This is a genomic window from Enterobacter sp. CFEC122 (assembly GCF_052983755.1).
The window spans coordinates 91,667-112,680 of the sequence record NZ_JBRIQR010000005.1; the positions used below are offsets into that span (position 1 = coordinate 91,667).

Sequence of the window (21,014 nt, forward strand, 5' to 3'; positions counted from 1 at the left end):
CGGGGTAACGCAATTCGTCTAAAGAAACGCCAAAAGGCCGCGGGGATCGCTCCCCGCGGCGTTGTTTTACGCAATTAACAGTTGATGGTTCGCCAGCAGCGTCGCCAGATCCGTCTGCACGCCGTTCAGCGTCACCAGGGTGGTTGGCGAGAACTGACCGCCGGTACCGTCCAGGTCAACCTGGATCTCGGTATTGCTGCCGTTCTGCACCACGCGGATGTAATCGCTGATATTCCCCGCGCCGCTGTCCAGCGTGGCCACGCCGTTCACGTAGCTCGCCGAGCCCGTGCCGGTATAGCCGCTGCCGGAGAGCAGATCGCGCAGGTCAATACGATCCGTGTCCGCCGTCCCTTCCCAGGTGCCGACCGTAAAGCCGTTCACCACGTCGTGACCGTTACCGCCCGTGGCATCCGAGGCGTTGATCAGCTTGTAGAGCAGCGTATCGTGACCGCCGCTGCCGATGTTGAAGGTGTCGTTTCCGCCACGGCCTTCGAACCGGTTATCACCGCTGTTGCCGGTGATGACGTCGTCGTAATCCGAGCCGTTAATCCCTTCAATGTTCAGCAGACGCGTGGTGCCGAAGCCGGTGTCCTGCGCGGTTGAGAGGCGCAGGTCAACGGTCACGCCAGAGGTCGCATTGCGGTAATCCACCACGTCCACCCCGCCGGTGTTGCTCCAGGTGTCATGGTCGGAATGGGTAGCCCAGCCGCCGGAACCGTTGTAGGTATAGGTGCCATTTTCGGCGATAAAGGTGTCGTTATACCCGGTTCCGGTAATGGTTCCGCTGTGGCCGCCGGTGGCCGCTTCGGCCGTCAGGACGTAGCCCTCTTTGCCGTTGCCCGCTTCCAGACCGCTCCAGGTGACGTTATCCGACACGCCGTTGGTGATCTTCAGGATCTCGGCCGAATAGGTTTCATTCGGATCCAGCCCGTAGAAGCTCACCAGCGCGGACGTATCGTTCGACCCGATACCGGACTGGGCGTTGATGATCTGCGAGGCCACCAGCACGCCCGCGGCGTTGTACAGGTTGACCGTATTGCCGTAGTAGGCGTAGATGCCCTCGCTGTCGACAATGTGCAGATGCATCGCGGTGCCGTCAGCAATGGTTTTGCTGTTTTGCACCAGCACCACCTTGCCGTTCTGCTGAGAGACCAGCAGGTCCTGCGCACCGTCCCAGTTATAGTCCACTGCCGCCACGCCGGTGGCGTAAGCAATGCCGGACGCCAGCTGGCTGGCGGTCCAGGTGGATCCGTAGCCGTTGTTGGTGAACAGCGTCGCCGTCTGCGAGCCGCCGTAGGTGCTGAGCTTGACGATGTCCATCTGCCCGTCACCGTTCCAGTCCACCGCCACCGACAGATAGCCCGCCGCTGCGTTAGACGCCTCCACCGCGCTCTTGGTGGCCGAGAGCTTCCCGGTACCGTCGTTGTAGTAGATCACTCCGCCGTTGTTGTTGTAGCTGCTGCCCAGGTACAGATCCATGTAGCCATCGCCGTTGAAGTCCGCCCACGTCATGGACGCCGCCGTGGTGGTATTCGAGGCGTTGGGCACAAACACGTTCGTCAGGTTCTGACCGATGGAGAGCGTGCCGTTGCCGTTGTTGTTGATCACGGTTAACGAGTACGCGCCGCTGCGGTTGGTGTGCTGAACCACATCCACGGTGCCGTCATTGTTAATATCGACGCCGGAGATTTCACGCATGGTGGTGAACTGTCCCCAGAATCCCGCGCCGCCGTAGGTGCCGTCAGGCGAGAGTACCCCGTTTTTGTTGATCAGATAGGTAATGGAGTCCGCGCCGGAGTCACCGTACGCCAGATCCAGATACCCATCCCCGGTTTTATCGTAGGCAATCACGCCGCCGAACCAGATGGTGGTGCCCATTGCCAGCTGGCTGGCGTTATAGGTGCTGCCATCGTAGGTCCACATCACCTGCGTTGACCCGGCGTAGGTATTTTCCGTCGCGAAAATGTCCTGCGTGCCGTTACGGTCAAAGTCGGCGGCGGTCTGGCTCACCACGTAGTAGTTACGGGTGTTAGTCAGCGTATTGCCGGCATAGGTCGAGCTATCGCTGCTGGAGTAAGACTGGCCGTTAGCGATGATATTCCACAGACCGCTGCTGTTCATGCCGAGGGTCATGGTGGAGTTGTTGCTGTTCCCCGCCGTGGTTGCCCAGTCGGTGTTCACCGAGGTGGTATCAATCACCAGGCTGCCGGTCGCCGTACCGGTGGTGTTGCCGTTACCCGCGCTGCTCTTCACCTGCGCGGTCACGCTGTAGCTCGCCACGCTCAGCGCATCGCCGTCCGGGATCTGCAGATACCAGGTGTTGTGATCCGGGTCGACCACCACCGCACCGCCCGTCTGGGAGGTGTAGGTTTTGCCGTTCACCGTCACCACCAGGTATTCACCGTTCACCAGGTCAGCGGAAACGGTACCGCTGACAATCGGGGTGGTATCCGACGTGGTCTGCGCGGTAATCGCCGCCGTGGTGGTCGGAATGCTGGTATCGACGTTCAGCACAAAGCCGTCGGACTCCGTGTAGTTTCCGGCCCTGTCGGTGACGCGCACGATGTAGGTGTGATTCCCGTCGCTCAGGCCGTTGTCCTGGAAGGACCAGCTTGCGCTGCCGTTCATGGTCACCTGGCCGAGCAGAACCCCGTCACGGTAAAGCTGCACGATCTCGCCGTCGTCCGGGGCGCGGTTAAGCGTCCCGTTGATCAGCGGCGAGTTATCGTCCGTTGCCACCGCGCTGCCAAAGGTGCCCTGACGCTCACCTTCACCGTCGGTGTAGCTCACGACCGTGCCAACCGTGGTCGGCGGCGTGGTGTCTACCGTGACGACCTGAGACGCGGTGGAACCCACGTTGCCCGCCTGGTCGATAATCCGCACCTGGTAGGTGTAGTCCCCGTCAGGCAGATCGCGAGTATCGGTGTAGCTCCAGCGCTGGTTGGTGACCGTGGTATCAAGCCAGGTATTCCCGCCGTCGAGGCTGATCTGTACGCGCTCGTCGCTTGCCAGCGCGCTGCCCAGCGAACCGTTGAGGGTCAGCGTGGTGTCCATGGTGATGAAATCACTCCCGGACTGGCCGGTATCGTCGCTGATGCTGTCGATGATGATGCCGTACTGCGGCGCCTGGGTATCCACCGTCACCGCCTGCGAGGTGGTGGCCCCGACGTTCCCCGCCTGGTCGACAACCCGCACCTGATAGTTATGGCTGCCGTCGGTCAGGGCACGCGTATCGCTGTAGCTCCACTGGGTGCCGCTGACGGTGGCGTACACCCAGGTCGTGCCGCCGTCCATGCTCACCTGTACGTACTCGCCCGCGCCGAGTTCAGCGCCGAGCGTTCCGTGCAGGGTGTACGAGGTCGAACTGGTCAGGAAGTCGTTATTGTCGAAGCCGGTATCCACGGTGATGTTATCCACCGACACCGTGATCGCCGCATCCGGAGCAATCGTATCGACGGTCACCTGCTGATGGGCGCTGGCTCCCACGTTACCGGCGGCATCCACCACGCGAACGTAGTAGTCATATGTCTGGTTACCCAGCGTGCGGCTATCGACGTAGTACCAGCTGTTGCCGGTGACGATCACGTTCTGCCAGGTGACGCCGCCGTCGAGGCTGATCTGGGCGTATTCGCCGTCGGCCAGCGTCGCGCCGAGCGAGCCGTGCAGCGTCAGGGACGTGTCGCGAGTGATAAAGTCGCTGCTGCTCAGGCCGGTATCGTCGCTGATGCTGTCGATGGCGATCGTTTTGCTGGCGTCCGGTGCAACCGTATCAATGGTCACCACCTGAGAGGCGGTGGCGCTGATGTTGCCCGCATCGTCAATCACGCGCAGCTGGTAGTTGTAATCCCCGTCGGCCAGCGTGCGCCCATCGACGTACGTCCAGCTCAGGCCGCTGACGCTGACGTCGATCCAGGTGACGCCGCCGTCAAGGCTGATCTGCGCGTGGTCGCCGCTGCCCAGCGCCGCACCGAGCGTGCCTTTAAGGCTGATCTGGTTGTCGCTGGTGATAAAGTCGCTGCCGGACAGGCCGGTATCCTGCGTAATGGAATCCACGGTAATGGTGGTTGCCGCAGGCTTCGTCAGATCAATCACCACGTCCTGGCTGTCCGTTGCCCCCACGTTGCCCGCGTTATCAATCACGCGGACCTGGTACTGATACGTCCCGTCCGTCAGGGTGCGGCCATCGGCGTAGCGCCAGGTGGTGCCGGTCACGGTCAGGTCGATCCAGGTGACGCCGCCGTCGAGGCTGATCTGCGCCTTCTCGTTATTGCCGAGCTGCGCGGTCAGCAAGCCGTTGACGACGACCTGGCTGTCGTTAGTGATGAAATCCGTTGCGCTAAGGCCGGTGTCGTTTTGCAGCGAATCAATGCTGATCCCCATCGACGGCGCGGTGAGATCCACCGTGACGGTATGGTTATCGCTGGCGCTGTTGCCGATGGTGTTGCTGACCTGCGCGTTAATGACGTAAGAACCGCCGTCTGCCAGCGCGGCCACGTCAGCGCTGCTGACCGTGTAGCTCCAGGTGCCGTCATTCTGGACGGTAGCCGCATAGGTTTTACCGTTCAACGTGAGGGTCACCGTCTGGCCTGCAGGCGCGTTGGTGGAACCGCTGACGACCAGCGGCGTGCCGTGCTCGGCGGCGTTGACGATGTCGTCCTGCGCAAAGGTGTTAATGGTGATGGTTGGGACATCGCCGTTCAGCGTCACGTCGTGCGTTGCGCTGCCCGGGTTGCCCGCCCTGTCGCTTACCGACGCGGTGATGGTGTACTCCCCGTCGCTCAGGCCGAGGAAATCACGGCCCGGTACGAAGACCGACCACGATCCGTCCGCCCCGACGGTCGCCTGATAGCTGTGCCCGTTGAAGGAGACGGTCACCGTCTGGCCCTGTTCCGCCGTGGTGGTGCCGCGGATGGTCTGGCCCGCCAGCTGCTCCGCGTTGTTGACGATATCGTCATCGGCCACGGTGCTGATGGTCACGGTTGGCGCGACGGTATCCACCGTTAAGGTGTGCGTGGTCTGGCCGCTGTTACCGGCTTTGTCGTTGACCGAGGCGGTGACCGTCAGCGCGCCCTGGCTCAGGGCGGCCAGGTCGGCTGCCGGCACGTCGAGCGTCCAGGTGCCGTCGCTGCCGACAAGCGCAGTGTAGGTTTTTCCTCCCAGCGTCACGGTAACGGTCTGCCCCGCCTCCGCGCTGGAAGATCCGTGCACGGTCAGCGGCTGCTGCGCTTCCGCGGCGTTCAGCATGTCGTCAACCGACAGTGTCCGAATGCTCACCACCGGCGCAGTGGTATCCACGCTGATAGTATGCGTTGCGGAGGCGCTGTTGCCCGCGCTGTCCTGTGCCGATACGGACACCTGATAGCTGGCGCCATCGGTCAGGGCGCTGACGTCTGCAACCGGTACGGTGGTCGTCCAGGTGCCGTCGCTCTGAATGGTGGCCGTATAGCTCTTGCCGTTCAGGGTCACGGTGACCTGGGTCCCGCTGGCGAACTGCGCGCTGGAGCCGTTAATCACCAGTGACGAACCGGCTTCAGCCGCGTTGATGACGTCGTCACCGCTAAGGGTGTTCACCGTCAGCGCCACGGAGGCGGTGTTGACCACCACGTCATGGGTCTGGGTGCTGCTGTTACCCGCGCTGTCGGTAATGGTCGCGCTGAGGGTCACGGTGCCGTCGGTCAACGCGGAAATCACGCTGGCCGGAACGCCCACGCTCCAGTTGCCGCTGGCGTCAACGGTGGTGGTGTACTGGTGCGAACCAAGGGTAATAACCACTTTATCCCCGACGTTCGCGCCGGTTGCCGACCCGCTGACGATCTGCGCCTGGCCGTGCTCTACGCTGTTAATGACGTCATCGCCGGCCACCACGTTAAAGCTGACGGTCGGCGGCGTGGTATCAAGCGTAATCGTCTTGCCCGCGCTGCCCGAGTTACCCGCGGCGTCGCTCACGCTCACCTGCACGATGTAGCCGTTATCCGCCAGCGTGGAGAGGTCGCTGCCCGGCACGTTAACGCTCCAGATGCCGCCCTGCAGCACCTGCGCGGTATAGCTCTTACCGCCCAGCGTCACGGTGACCGTCTGACCGACTTCCGCCGTAGTGGTGCCGGAGATTGCAACGCCCGCAGCCGCTTCGCTGGCGTTAATCACGTTATCGCCTGCAACCGTATCAATGGTCACGGTTGGCGCAGTCGCGTCCACGCTGTACTCCCGGCCCGCCGACGCGCTGTTGCCGTGCGCGTTGGTGACGCTCACCTGTACGCTGGCATCGCCGTCCTTCAGGCCCGCGAGATCCGCAGACGGCACGGTGGCCGTCCAGTTACCGTCAGCATCCACCTTCGCGGTGTACGTCTTGCCGCCGAAGGTAACGGTAACGGTCTGGTTTTCCTCCACGTTCGAGGTGCTGCCGGAGAGCACCAGATCCGCGCCTTTTTCCGCCGCGTTAATCACGTCATCGGTGGCAATCGCATCGATGCTGATAGCCACCGCCGCCAGATCGACGGTCACGTCATGGCTGATGGTCACCGGGTTGCCCGCCGCGCTCTGGCCTGCAACGGTCACGGTGACCGTACCTGCTGCGAAGGCCGCGACGTCTGCCGCCGGGATCGCCGCGCTCCAGGAACCGTCTGCCAGCACGGAGGCCGCATAGGTTTTGCCATTGACGGTCACGGTGAGCGTTGTGCCTGCCGCCAGCCCGTCGCTGGTGCCGGAGACGATCAGGTTTTGAGTATGTTCGATGCTATTGATCACATCGTCGCCCGCTACCGTATCAACGCGCAGGCCCGGCAGGTTAGCGTCGATCGCGATCTCGCGCTCGCCGGTCCCGGTGTTGCCATGGCCGTTGGTGACGGTTGCTGCCACGGTCAAATCGCCATTGCCCAGCGCCGTCAGGACGGACTCCGGCACGTTCACGGACCAGGTCAGATCGTTCTGCACCGTTGCGGTGTAGGTGTTGCCGCCAATGGTCACGTTGACGGTATTGCCCGCCTCCGCGTTCGCGACCTTGCCGCTGAGGGTCTGGCCCGCGGCCACTTCCGCCGCGTTGATGACGTTATCGCCCGCCACGGTGTTGATGGTGACCGTTGGCAGCGCGGTGTCCACCAGCAGGTTCGCGGTGTTGCTCACGCTGTTGCCCACGCCGTTGGTGGCGGTCGCGTTCAGGGTGTAGTTGGCCTGACCCAGACCGGCCAGATCCGCCGCCGGAACCGTCAGGCTCCAGGTACCGTCTGCCGCCGTCGTCGCCGTGTAGTTTTTGCCGTTCAGGGTCACGGTCACCACGGTGCCTTCCGCCAGGTTGGCGCTGGTGCCGCTCACGCTCAGATCCTGACCTTTTTCCACCGCGTTCAGCACGTTATCGTCGCTGATGGCGTTGAAGCTGACCGAAGGCAGACCGGTATCGACGGTCACGTTATGGCTGCCGGTGCCGGTGTTGCCCGCCGCGTCGGTGACGGACGCCGTGACGGTCACGGTGCCGTCGCTGAGGCCGGAAATCACGCTCGCCGGGACGCCCACGCTCCAGTTCCCCGCCGCGTCCAGCACGGTGGTGTAGGTCTGGCCGCCGATGGTGACGGTCACCTTATCGCCCGCGGCCGCGCCGGTGGCGGTGCCGCTGATGATGTGCGCCTGGCTGTGTTCTGCGAGGTTAATGACATCGTCGCCCGCCACGGTGTTGATGGTCACCGCAGGAACGGTCACATCCACCGTCAGGTTGTGGTCCACGGACGCCGGGTTGCCCGCCTTGTCGCTGACCGATGCGGTCACGGTGACGCTGCCGTCGGTTAATCCTGCCAGATCGGCCGCCGGAACGTTCAGCGTCCAGTTGCCGTCCGCGCTGACGGTGGTGGTGTAGTCTTTGCCGTTCAGCGACACGGTGACCGTCTGGCCCGCTTCGGCGGTGCTGGTGCCGGACACGGTCAGTTCGCTCTTCGCTTCGGCGGCATTCAGAATGTCGTCCGTCGCCAGGGTGTTGATCGTGACGGTCGGCGCGGTGGCATCCACGCTGTACTCGCGGCCCGCCGAGGCGCTGTTGCCGTTCACGTTGGTGACGCTCACCTGCACGCTGGCGTCGCCGTCTTTCAGGCCAGCCAGATCCGCAGACGGTACGGTCCAGGTCCAGTTGCCGCTGTCGTCCACCGTGGTGGTGTAGATTTTGCCGTTCAGGCTGATGGTCACGGTCTGCCCGGCTTCCACGTTGATGGTCGCACCGGACAGCACCAGATCCGCGCCCTTCTCCGCCGCGTTGATCACGTCGTCGGTCGCAATCGGATTGATGCTGATGGCAACGGTCGCCAGATCTACCGTCACATCGTGGCTGATGGTAATCGGGTTACCCGCTGAGCTGTCGCCGGTAACGCTGATTTTGACGGTACCTTCCGGCCACGCGCTCACGTCCGCTGATGGAACAGCCGCGCTCCAGCTGCCGTCCGCCAGCACCGTGGCCGCATAGTCTTTACCGTTTACGGTGACGGTCAGGGCCGTACCCGGTGCCAGCCCGTCGCTGGAGCCGGTGACAATGAGGTTCTGCGCATGCTCAATGCTGTTGACCACGTTGTCGCTCGCCACGGTATCGACGCGCAGACCCGGCAGGTTAGCGTCGATAGCGATCTCGCGCTCGCCGGTCCCGGTGTTACCGTGGCCGTTGGTAACGGTCGCCGTCACGCTCAGGCTGCCGTTACCCAGCGCCGTCAGCACGTCAGACGGCACGTTGACAGACCAGGTCAGATCGTTCTGCACCGTTGCGGTGTAGCTGTTGCCGCCAATGGTCACGGTCACGGTATTGCCCGCTTCGGCATTCGCCACGGTGCCGCTCAGGGTCTGGCCTGCGGCCACTTCCGCCGCGTTAATGACGTTATCGCCCGCCACGGTGTTGATGGTGACCGTTGGCAGCGCGGTGTCCACCAGCAGGTTCGCGGTGTTGCTCACGCTGTTGCCCACGCCGTTGGTGGCGGTCGCGTTCAGGGTGTAGTTGGCCTGACCCAGACCGGCCAGATCCGCCGCCGGAACCGTCAGGCTCCAGGTACCGTCTGCCGCCGTCGTCGCCGTGTAGTTTTTGCCGTTCAGGGTCACGGTCACCACGGTGCCTTCCGCCAGGTTGGCGCTGGTGCCGCTCACGCTCAGATCCTGACCTTTTTCCACCGCGTTCAGCACGTTATCGTCGCTGATGGCGTTGAAGCTGACCGAAGGCAGACCGGTATCGACGGTCACGTTATGGCTGCCGGTGCCGGTGTTGCCCGCCGCGTCGGTGACGGACGCCGTGACGGTCACGGTGCCGTCGCTGAGGCCGGAAATCACGCTCGCCGGGACGCCCACGCTCCAGTTCCCCGCCGCGTCCAGCACGGTGGTGTAGGTCTGGCCGCCGATGGTGACGGTCACCTTATCGCCCGCGGCCGCGCCGGTGGCGGTGCCGCTGATAACGTGTGCCTGGCTGTGTTCAGCCACGTTAATCACATCATCACCCGCGATGGTGTTGATAGTGACCGCAGGAACGGTCACATCCACCGTCAGGTTGTGGTCCACGGAAGCCGGGTTACCCGCCTTGTCGCTGACCGATGCGGTCACGGTGACGCTGCCGTCGGTTAATCCTGCCAGATCGGCCGCCGGAACGTTCAGCGTCCAGCTGCCGTCCGCGCTGACGGTGGTGGTGTAGTCTTTGCCGTTCAGCGACACGGTGACCGTCTGGCCCGCTTCGGCGGTGCTGGTACCGGAAACCGTCAGATCGCTCTTCGCTTCGGCGGCGTTCAGAATATCATCCGTCGCCAGGGTGTTAATCGTGACGGTCGGCGCGGTGGCATCCACGCTGTACTCACGTCCCGCCGAGGCGCTGTTGCCGTTCACGTTGGTGACGCTCACCTGCACGCTGGCGTCGCCGTCTTTCAGACCCGCCAGGTCGGCGGCTGGCACCGTGGCCGTCCATTTGCCGTCGGCGCCGACGGTCGCGGTGTAGCTCTTGCCGCCGAAGGTGATGGTAACGGTCTGGTTTTCCTCAACGTTCGAGGTCGCCCCGGAGAGCACCAGATCCGCGCCCTTCTCGGCGGCATTAATCACGTCGTCGGCGGCAATCGCATCGATGCTGATGGCAACGGTCGCCAGGTCCACCGTCACATCATGGCTGATGGAGACCGGATTACCGGCGCTGCTCTGGCCTGCCACGGTCACGGTGACCGTGCCTGCCGCCAGGGCACCCACGTCCGCAGCCGGGATGGCCGCACGCCAGGTGCCGTCGGCCAGCACGGTGGCCGGGTAGGTTTTGCCGTTTACGGTGACGGTCAAGGTGGTACCTGCGGCCAGGCCATCGCTGGATCCGGTCACAATCAGATTCTGCCCGTGCTCGATGCTGTTGATCACGTCGTCGCCCGCCACGGTATCCACGCGCAGGCCCGGCAGGTTAGCGTCGATCGTGATATCGCGCTCAGCGGATCCGCTGTTTCCGACGCCGTTGGTCACGCTGGCGGTCACCGTTAAATCGCCGTTGCCCAGGGCGGTCAGGATAGATTCCGGCACATCGACGGACCAGGTCAGATCGCTCTGCACCGTTGCGGTGTAGCGGTTGCCGCCAATGGTCACGGTCACGGTGTTGCCCGCTTCGGCATTCACCACCTTACCGCTGATGGTCTGGCCGGCAGCCAGCTCGGCGGCGTTAATCACGTCGTCGCCCGCAATGGTGTTGATAATCACGCCCGGCAGAACGGACTCCACGTTTACCGTGTGCGACGCGCGGGTGCTGTTGCCGACGCTGTCCGTGGCTGACGCGGTGACGGTATAAAGCGCCTCGCCCAGCTGACCGACCTCGCTCGCCGGAACGGTGGTGGTCCATTTTCCGTTATCGTCCACCTGCGCACTGTACGCTTTGCCGTTGAGCATCACGGTCACTACCGCGCCTGCCGCCAGGCCGGACGCCGTACCGGAGAGGGTCAGATCCTGGGTTTTCTCGGTGCTGTTGATCACATCGTCACCGGAAACGGTGTCAATGGTCAGCCCCGGCGCGGTCAGGTTCACCGCCACACCGTGCGTGGCGCTGTTGCTGTTGCCCGCCTTATCGGTCAGCGCCGCGGTGATGGTGTAATCCCCGGCGGCCAGCGCGGTAACGTCTGCCGCAGGTACGCCCACGCTCCAGTTGCCGGAGGCGTCCAGGGTGGCGGTGTACGATTTGTTATTGAGGGTAACGGTGACCACGTCGCCCGCCGCCGCGCCGGTCACGGAACCGGTGACAATCAGGGCCTGCGCGTGCTCGGCGCTGTTGATCACGTCGTCGTCGGACACGGTGTGAATGGTCAGCTGCGGGACGGTGGTATCGACCAGCACGTCGCGATCCGCGGAGGCCGGGTTGCCCGCTTTGTCCGATACGGCGGCGCTGACGGTGTAGTTACCGTCGGTAATCGCGCCGACATCCGCGGAAGGCACGGTCACGCTCCAGCTGCCGTTTGCCTGCACGGTGGTGGTGTAGTCCACGCCGTTCAGGGTCACGGTGACGGTCTGGCCCGCTTCGGCGTTGGTTACACCATTAACGACCAGATCCTGCTGCGCCTCGGCCGCATTGATGATGTTATTGTCGCTGACGATCTCGATAGACACCGTCGGCGCGGTGGCGTCCACGCTGTACTCGCGGCCTGCCGACGCGCTGTTGCCGTTCACGTTGGTGACGCTCACCTGCACGCTGGCATCGCCGTCCTTCAGGCTGCCCAAATCGGCAGACGGCACGGTGGCCGTCCAGTTGCCGTCGGCATCCACCGTCGCGGTGTACGATTTGCCGCCGAAGGTGATGGTAACGGTCTGGTTTTCTTCCACGTTGGTGGTGGAGCCGGACAGCACCAGGTCCGCGCCTTTCTCCGCCGCGTTAATCACGTCGTCAGAGGCAATCGGGTTAATGCTGATGGCGACTGTCGCCAGATCCACCTTCACGTCATGGCTGATGGAAACCGGGTTGCCCGCCGCGCTATGACCTTCAACCTTCACGGTAACCGTACCCGCGCCGAGCGCGCTGACGTCGGCCGCCGGAATGGCCGCCGTCCAGGTGCCGTCCGCCAGTACGGTGGCCGCGTAGGTTTTGCCGTTGACGGTGACGGTCAGCTCCGCGCCCGTTGCCAGACCGTCGCTGGAACCGGTGATTATCAGGTTTTGAGCGTGTTCGATGCTATTGATCACATCGTCGCCCGCCACGGTATCGACGCGCAGGCCCGGCAGGTTGGCATCAATGGTGATGTCGCGCTCGCCGGTGCCGGTGTTGCCGTGGCCGTTAGTGACGCTGGCTGACACCGTCAGATCGCCGTTACCGATGGCGGTTAAGACCGAGGACGGCACGTTGACCGACCAGCTCAGATCGTCCTGAACCGTCGCGGTATACGTATTGCCGCCGAGGGTAATAGTGACAGTGTCACCGCTCGCCGCACCGCTCACTTTCCCGCTCAGGGTCTGTCCGGCAGCCACTTCCGCCGCGTTAATCACGTCGTCCGTCGCGACCGGATTGATGGTGACCTGCGGCAGCGCGCTGTCAACCAGCACGCTGTGGCCGGTGCTCGCGCTGTTGCCCGCGGCGTCAGTTACGCTCGCCGTCACGGTGTAGCTCGCTTCGCCCAGCGCCGAGACGTTTGCCGCCGGAACGGTCACGCTCCAGTTCCCGCTCGCGTCGGTGGTGGCCGTATAGTTAATCCCGTTCAGGGACACCGTAATGGCGGTTCCTTCCGGCTGGTTGCTGGTGCCGGACACCTGCAGATCCTGGCCTTTCTCGGTCGCATTGATCACGTCGTCAGCCGCCAGGGTATTGATGGCGACCACCGGCGCGGTCAGGGAGACGTCAAATTCGTGCGTCGCAGTGGTGCTGTTACCGGCTTTGTCGGTGAGGGTCGCTGAGATCGTCTGGTCGCCGTTGACCAGCGCGCCCACGTCCGCCGCCGGAACGCCCACGCTCCAGCTGCCGGACGCGTCCAGCATGGCGGTGTAGTCTTTACCGTTCAGGGTCACGGTAATCACGTCGCCCGCCTGCGCGCCCGCCACCTTACCGGAGACGATCAGCGCCTGGCCATGCTCGGCAATATTCACGATGTCGTCGCCCGCGACGATATTGAAGCTAATCTGCGGTACGGTGGTGTCCACCAGCACCGATGAGCCCGCGCTGGCCGGGTTACCTGCTTTATCGGACACGGTCGCCGTGACCGCGACGCTGCCGTCGGTGATGCCTGCCAGATCCGCCGCAGGCACGTCGAGCGTCCAGCTGCCGTCCGCCTGCACCTGCGCAGTGTACTGATTGCCGTTGAAGGTCACGGTGACCGTCTGGCCCGCTTCGGCAGTAGAGGTCCCGCTCAGGGTCAGATCCTGCGCCGCCTCTGCCGCATTCAGCATGTTATCGCCGCTGATGGTGTTGATGGTCACCGTCGGCGCGGTGGTGTCGACGCTGAATGCCTGCGCCGAAGACGCGGCGTTGCCGTTCACGTTGGTGACGCGGACCTGCACGCTGGCGTCGCCGTCTTTCAGGCCGCTCAGATCGGCAGCCGGAACGGTCCAGGTCCAGTCGCCGTTGGCATCCACCGTCGTGGTGTACGTTTTTCCTGCGAAGATAATGGTGACGGTCTGGCCCGCTTCAACGTTAGATGACGTGCCGGACAGCACCAGATCCTGGCCTTTTTCCGCCGCGTTAAGGACGTTGTCGTCGGTCACGCTGCTGATGGTGATGGCAACCGGCGCGAGATCGACGTCCACGACGGTCCCGATAGCCACGGGGTTGCCGGAGGCATCCTGCGCGCTTGCCTTGATATCCAGCGAGCCATCTGCCCACTGGGACACGTCCGCCGCCGGTACCGCCGCCTGCCAGGTGCCTTCCGCCAGCACCGTTGCGGAATACGCTTTTCCGTTGATGGTCACGGTGACGGCGCTGCCCGCCGCCAGATCGGTGCTGGTGCCGGACACAATCAGGTTCTGAGCGTGCTCAATCACGTTGATCACGTCGTCGCCTGCGACCGTATCAATACGCAGCCCCGGAAGCTGGGCGTCGATGGTGAAGTCGAGCGAAGAAGAACCGGTATTGCCGTGCGCGTTGGTGACGCTGGCCGATACGGTGAGATCGCCGTTGCCCAGCGCGGTCAACTGGCTCTGGGTTAACGGCAGGCTCCAGGTGAGATCGTCCTGTACGGTGGCAGTAAAGGTCTGGCCGCCCAGGGTAATCGTGACAGTGTCACCTGGCGCCGCATTTGTCACCTTACCGGTCAGGGTTTGCCCTGCCGCCACTTCCGCCGCGTTAACGATATTGTCGCCCGCCAGCGTGTCGATCGTTACCACCGGCAGCGAGCTGTCCACCAGCACGTCGTGCGAGGTTGAGGCGCTGTTGCCCACGCTATCGGTGACGTTCGCCGTCACGGTGTAATTCGCTTCGCCCAGCGCCGAGACGTTTGCCGCCGGAACGGTTACGCTCCAGTTTCCGCTGGCGTCAGCGGTAGCCGTGTAGTGAATGCCGTTCAGGGTCACCGTAATGGTCGTGCCTTCCGGCTGGTTGCTGGTGCCGGAAATCTGCAGTTCTTCGCCCTTCTCGGTCGCGTTGATCACGTCGTCCGCCGCCAGCGTGTTGATACCGATAACAGGCGTCACGGTATTCACCACCACATCCAGTGAACTGCTTCCGGTATTGCCGGATCGGTCGGTCACGGAGACGTCGATGGTCCAGGTACCGTCCGTCAGCCCCTGTACGACAGACGCCGGCAGGCCAAGGCTCCAGTTGCCCGCCGCATCCACCACGGTGGTGTAATCGACGCTGTTAATAGTGATAGTCACCCGATCGCCCGCTGCCGCCCCGGTGACGGAGCCGCTCAGGATCTGCGCCTGTGCATGGGCGAGCTGGTTAACGGTATTGGTGTCGGTGACGAAGTGGTTGATGGTCAACTGCGGCACGGTCGCGTCCACCAGCCCAACGCGGTCGGCGCTGCTGCTGTTGCCCGCCACGTCGCTGACGGTGGCCGTCACGGTCACGATGCCATCGTTGAGGGCACCGACGTCAGCCGCCGGTACGATCAGCTGCCAGGTTCCGTCCGTCTGGACCGTGGTCTGATACGTTTTGCCGTTCAGCGTCACGGTGACCGTCTGGCCCGGTTCCGCAGTACTGGTGCCGCTTAAGGCTAAATCCTGCTGCGCCTCTGCCGCATTGATGATGTTATCGCTGGTGAGGTTATCGAGCGTAATCGCCGGCGGCAGCGTATCCACCGTGACCACGCGCGACGCGTCGGCACTGTTACCGTTGACGTTCGTGACGCTGACGCTCACCTGCGCGCGCCCGTCGATCAGGGTTTCCATGGCGCTGGCGGGCACGGTCAGGCTCCAGGAGCCATCCTGCTGCACCTGGGCGGTAAAGGTCTGGTCGGCGAATTTCACCACCACGGTCTGCCCCGCCTCCACGCCCTGCGTCTGGCCGGAGAGAGTTAAATCGGCACCTTTTTCTGCCGCATTCAGCAGGTCATCGCCGGAGACGGTATCAATGGTGACCGCCACGGCGTTGAGATCGAGTTCAATCGGGTGTTCAGCCGCAACGGTATTGCCCCAGGCATCTTTTGCGCTGACGCTAACCGTCATCTCTCCCGCGGTCCAGGCCTGCAGGTCCGCAGCAGGAACGCCAATGCTCCAGCCGCCGCTGGCGGTAACCACGGCGTTATATTCGACGTTGTTAATGGTGACGACGATCGGCGTGCCCGCGGCCAGGTGGGTGCTGGCGCCGGTGACGGTCAGATCCTGCTGCTGTTCGATGGCGTTGATCACGTCATCGCCGGAAATGGTGTTCACGCGCAGGCCCGGCAGCTGTGCGTTGATGTTGATATCGCGCTCGCCGGTACCGGTATTGCCGTGCGAATTGGTCACCGACGCGGTGAAGGTTAAATCGCCGTCGCCGAACGCCTTAAGATCCGCTGACGGGATTTTCACGCTCCAGGTCAGATCGCTGCCCACCGTGGCGGTGAAGCTCTTGCCGCCCACGGTGACAGAAACGGTATCGCCCGCCGCCGCGCCGGTAACGCGACCGCTGAGGGTTTGATCGACACCCGCTTCGGCGTTATTGACCAGGTTGTCGCCCGCAAAGGTGTTGATGATCACCTGCGGCAGCACGGTATCCACCAGCAGCGTCGCCCCGGCAGAGCCGCTGTTACCCACGCTGTCAGTGCCGCTGACGCTGACGGTGTAGAGGGTGTTCGCCAGATTCAGCACGTCGGAAACCGGCACCTGGACCGCCCAGATGCCGTTTTCAACGGTGGCCTGATAGCTGACGTTGTTCAGCGTCACGGTAATGGCGCTGCCGTCAGGCAGGTTGCTGGTACCGGTCAGGCTCAGCGGCTGCATCGCCTCCTGGGCATTCAGCACGTTGTCCTGGCTAATGGCGTCAATCGTAAATTCTGGCGGGTTGCCGCTCAGCGTAATGCCGTGCGTGGCGCTGCCGGTGTTGCCTGCCGCGTCGGTCACGGATACTGAAATCGTGTGGTTGCCTTCACCCAGCGCGCCCAGCACGGATGCCGGAACGCCCACGCTCCAGCTGCCGTCCGCCAGCACTACGCCGGTGAAGGACTGGTCGCCAACGGTCACGGTGACCACATCGCCTGCCGACGCGCCGCTCGTCTGCCCGGAAATAATCTGCGCCTGGCCCTGTTCGCTGGTGTTCAGTATGTCGTCGCCCGCCACGGTATCGATGGTGACCACCGGCGCGGTGGTATCCACCGTGAAATCTGCGGTGACAGACGAACCGTTGCCCGCTTTGTCGCTGACGTTCACCGTCAGGGTGTGATTACCCTCGTTGAGCGCCTGCACGTCGTCCGCAGCAAGCGTGACGGACCAGGTACCGTCGCTGCCCACCGTGGCGTTGTAGTTTTTACCGTTCAGCGTGACCGTGACGATCTGACCGGCTTCCGCAGTCGTTTTGCCGGTCAGCGTCAGCGGCTGGCTGTGCTCGGCGGCATTAATGATGTTGTCCTGCGCGAGGGTATCGACAGAGAGGGTTGGCGCGACGCTATCCACGCCGATTGTCTGGGTGCCGCTCACGGTGTTACCCGCCGCGTCTTTGCCGCTGACGTTGACCGTCCAGGTGCCATCGCCCAGCGCCTGCGCGTCGGCCGCGGGCACGTTAACACTCCACGTCCCGTCAGCCCCCACTTCCGTCGTATAGGTTTTACCGTTCAGCGTCACGGTGAGTGCGGTACCCTGCGCCAGATTCTTGCTGGCACCGGAGAGCGTAAAGCCCGCGGATTGCTCGCTGGCGTTAAGCACGTTGTCGCCCGCCGTGGTGGCCAGCGTAATGGCAGCCTCGGCGGTCGAGACCGTTACGGTAATGTTGCCCGCATCGGTGGTTTTACTGCCGTCGATCTGCACCACCGACCAGGTATGTTCCCCGTCAGTCTGGGTCGGTAATTTTACCGTCCAGGTGCCCTCTTTACCGACCATGGCGCTGGCGATGGTGCTGCCGCTGCTGTCTTTAATCTGGATGGTCGCGCCCGGCTGACCGGTACCGCTAAAGGTTGGCGTGTTGTCGTCCGTGATCGCGTTTGCTGTCAGCACGCCCTGCTTGTCGCCCGCTTTATCCGACAGCAGGAAGGTTGGCGTGGCGCTTTCCACCTCTTTCGTATTATCAATAACTTTTGTTTTAGTCTCGCCGTCGCCGCCGTTTGCCAGCAGCGCCCCGATGGCACCGCCGCCTAATGCAGCTCCCGCAATCCAGCCCCACGGGGCGTCGCTTAAGACGCTACCCTGCTCGAGGAAAGGTTGAATGCTGCTAATCGGTGTGGCCTGCGCGGTTAGCTCGGTCACCGCCACGCCTGACGCTTCCCCGGTATCGGCAAAAGAAATATGCGTCAGTTCCTGACGATCGTTGAACACCAGCTCTGACTGGTTGTGCGTATCAGGATCTTCAACAAAATAGTTATTGCAGCGAATCACGCTGCCATCTTTCATATAAATGAGGAGGTCTTTACCCTGGCGGACATATCGCACCACATCCTGAGCAGAACCCTGGATTTCAATCACGCTCGGGGAGGAAATAGAGACCGACAAATTTCCTTCGCCGGTTAATTTCGTTTTCTCCGCCGTTTTGCGAATGATGACATCAACAACCTTTATGTTACTCATATTTCTCTCCTTGCAGGTGTGCGGATTCCTGTGGATATGTCCACCAGACGGATGTAGCTATCCCTGGGAAAAAACACCCATTATTTTCAGACTTATTTTGCGCGACAATACGCGTCTTTTTTTAACTCAAATCGGGTAGTTTTGCGGCAGCGTTTTTCTCTATTCCAATAAGCGGCATTAAATTATCAACCGCGGAAGCATAATTAATTGCTGAACTCCAGCCATCATACTCAGCGATTATTTTCGCCGAGGTGGCCTGCCAGACATCCTGCTCAACGCTGAGCAGATCGTTAATGCTCCGCTTGCTCAGGGTGTACTCATTTTTATAAACATCACGGGCGCGCAGCGCATTTTCCAGCTGCTGTTTCCCGGCCTCCATTCTTCCCCGCGCGCCGGTCCAGTCCGCCTGCGCGACGGAGGCTTTTTGCAGGACGTCGAAACGCGCCTGATCGACCTGAGAGGAGGCCATCGCCCGCGCGCCTTCAGCCTGCCGCACGCGTGCAGAGACCGCGCCGCCCTGATAAAGCGGTGCGTCAATGTTGAGTTGGATCTGGTCGTCCCAGTACGAACGGTTGTCCGACTCGTAACGGGTACGTCCGCCCTTCAGGCTTAGGGTCGGCCAGTGCTGGGACTTCGCCGTCTCCACGCCATACTGGGCAGAGCGCTCCATGTTTTGCGCGGCCATGACCGCCGGTATCAGCGAATAATCAATGCGGTTGAGCGAATCAGGTTCAACCGCGAGGTTTGCGGGTACAGGCGAATAGTTTTCTGCCTGCATGCCGGTTAATACCGCAAGCCTTGCGCGGGCGCTGTTTAAGGCGGCCTGATACTGCGCGACCGTTGCCTGCATACCGGCAATACGCGTGCGGGTCTGGAGCTCATCGGAGGTCGAGCTCACGCCCGCGTCGGCGCGCAGCTTTGCCAGCTGCTCAACATTTTTCAGGGCCTGAACGTTCTCCTTTGCTGCCTGCAGCAGATCGGCATAGCGTTTGACCTCGACATAGCTCAGCGCCGTTTTTTCCGCCACGTCAGAGAGCGTGCTCATCAGCTGGTAGCGATAGCTATCGCGCTGGGCGGAAGACTGGCTGATGCTGTTATTGGTCTTGCCAAAATCATAGATCAGCTGCGTCAGGCTCAGTCCCCAGGCGGCTGAATTCTTCAGCGACCCGCTGGAATCGGTGGTCTGGCTATGGCCCGTGCTCCCGTTCAGCGATATTTGCGGCATCCAGCCGCTGCGCGCTTCATCTATTTGTGCCTGACCAATACCGAGCTGCGCGGCCTGCTGACTAATAGACGGATCGCGATCGATAGCAAAAAGAATACTTTCTTTTAAGGTGGTCCTGGCAACCGGGGCAATACCCACCTGATTACTATTGGCGTACGCCGTATTTATGGCTAATGAAATGAATGCCAGCGCTGCTGTAAATCGGCGTAACATTGGCTTTCGTAATATCGTCATTTTATCTCCCTGACTCTGAGTGACACTGAAGCAATTACCCAAAAAGAGGTATAGATAATTAGACAAATATCTTTTTTAGCATCCTTGCCGAATTTTAGGTAAAACTCCCCATACCCATTTCCCCCTGGAGATGAGATCTGCCTGCGTCTTATTTAATTAAGAATTTACTTATTTCCTAAAGTGGTTAGCAGCATAACAAAATGTGTTATAGGCCACTACACCCACAATGTTAATGTGGTGTTACAATTAAGGAAAAAGATGGGGTTTCTGGACAAAACTCTTAAAATGACCTTTCAGATGAAACATATAAACCGTCTGTTATTTAAGGAAAATTCTTAATTTGCTCCCTGCACATTTTTGCGTTAATTTCCGCGCGGGTCAGACACAAAGATTTTCAAAGAAGTGTCAATTTAAGTAGCCAAACAGGATGAATTGGGATTTATCGCTATTAAAAAACTAATTAAAGCAATTAATATCTATAAATATCTATTTTGTCGAAACTTAAATCCAGACAATGGTGTTGCACTGGTTACATAATCCAAACCGTTAAATAAAACATAACAATAACATTATGGTTAACATTCAAAACGGCTTGCTTATACCTGTTTAATAAAATTTTAATAATCACGCATCTGAATCATCACCTCACTCCGCGACATCAAAACCACGTTGCCCTTCTCTCTGCGTTAAAATGCTGTATTATGCAAACTATTGCGATATTTTGCAGGAATGTAACCGATGCACAAAACTGCACGACAGCGCCACGTTCTGGATATCCTGAGCGAGCAAGGCCAGGCCAGCATCACCGAACTGGCAGAAAAGCTGCAGGTTTCAGCCGATACCATCCGTCGGGATCTGACCGACCTGGAGAACCAGGGTCTGGCGCAGAAGAACCACGGCGGAGCCATCGCGCTGAATCTCTCCGCCATGAACCGTCAGGGCCGCAATACGCTGCTGCCGGAAACCAAACAGCGCCTCGGAAAACAGGTCGCCCTGCAGGTCCCTGCGGGTTCTACCCTGTTTCTGGATGCGGGCAGCACGGTAATGGCTGTCGCCTCCTTTCTTCGCGGGCCGCTCACCGTCATAACCACGTCGCTGGATATCGCCCAGCATTTTAGCGACCGGGAAGACGTTGAACTGATCCTGCTCGGGGGGAAATGGGACCACCAGCAGCGCCTGTTTGCCGGAAGCGCCACGTTGTCGTTGCTGTCCCGCTATCGGGCAGATATCGCCATCCTCGGGGCGTGCGCCATTCATGCCGAACTCGGTTTGAGCGCCGGTAAAGAAGCGGATGCCGAGGTTAAGCGCGCGATGCTTGACGCAAGCCATGCGCACTGGATTGTTGCCGACCACCTGAAGGTCAACCGCTGCGAGCCGTATCTGGTTTCCGGGTTATCCAACATTCAACAACTCTTTTTAGATCGTCCCTGGCCTGAGCTTGGGGACCCTGGCGCATTGCAGGTCACGGTGTGCGCGAATTAAC

Annotated in this window: 3 protein-coding genes; 1 reads left to right on the forward strand and 2 read right to left on the reverse strand. The window is 61.5% G+C overall.

Annotation, left to right across the window (positions count from 1 at the left end):
• Positions 1-66: 66 nt before the first annotated feature.
• The gene (locus ACVCAM_RS05640) at positions 67-18,072 is read right to left on the reverse strand and encodes an Ig-like domain-containing protein (RefSeq protein WP_447093549.1); all 18,006 of its coding nucleotides are present in this window, start codon (positions 18,070-18,072) and stop codon (positions 67-69) included.
• Between the two features lie 121 nt (positions 18,073-18,193).
• Positions 18,194-19,531 carry a TolC family outer membrane protein gene (locus tag ACVCAM_RS05645; protein ID WP_008502300.1) on the reverse strand — a complete coding sequence of 446 codons (1,338 nt, stop codon included), beginning with the start codon at positions 19,529-19,531 and terminating at the stop codon, positions 18,194-18,196.
• Positions 19,532-20,269: 738 nt separating this feature from the next.
• Here ACVCAM_RS05645 and ACVCAM_RS05650 point away from each other — a divergent pair.
• Positions 20,270-21,013 carry a DeoR/GlpR family DNA-binding transcription regulator gene (locus tag ACVCAM_RS05650; protein ID WP_021242557.1) on the forward strand — a complete coding sequence of 248 codons (744 nt, stop codon included), beginning with the start codon at positions 20,270-20,272 and terminating at the stop codon, positions 21,011-21,013.
• Position 21,014: the final 1 nt, after the last annotated feature.

Excerpts from the sequence above, each read along its gene's own strand:
- ACVCAM_RS05640 (WP_447093549.1), bottom strand. The coding sequence starts at position 18,072 with ATGAGTAACATAAAGGTTGTTGATGTCATCATTCGCAAAACGGCGGAG.
- ACVCAM_RS05645 (WP_008502300.1), bottom strand. The coding sequence starts at position 19,531 with ATGACGATATTACGAAAGCCAATGTTACGCCGATTTACAGCAGCGCTG.
- ACVCAM_RS05650 (WP_021242557.1), top strand. The coding sequence starts at position 20,270 with ATGCACAAAACTGCACGACAGCGCCACGTTCTGGATATCCTGAGCGAG.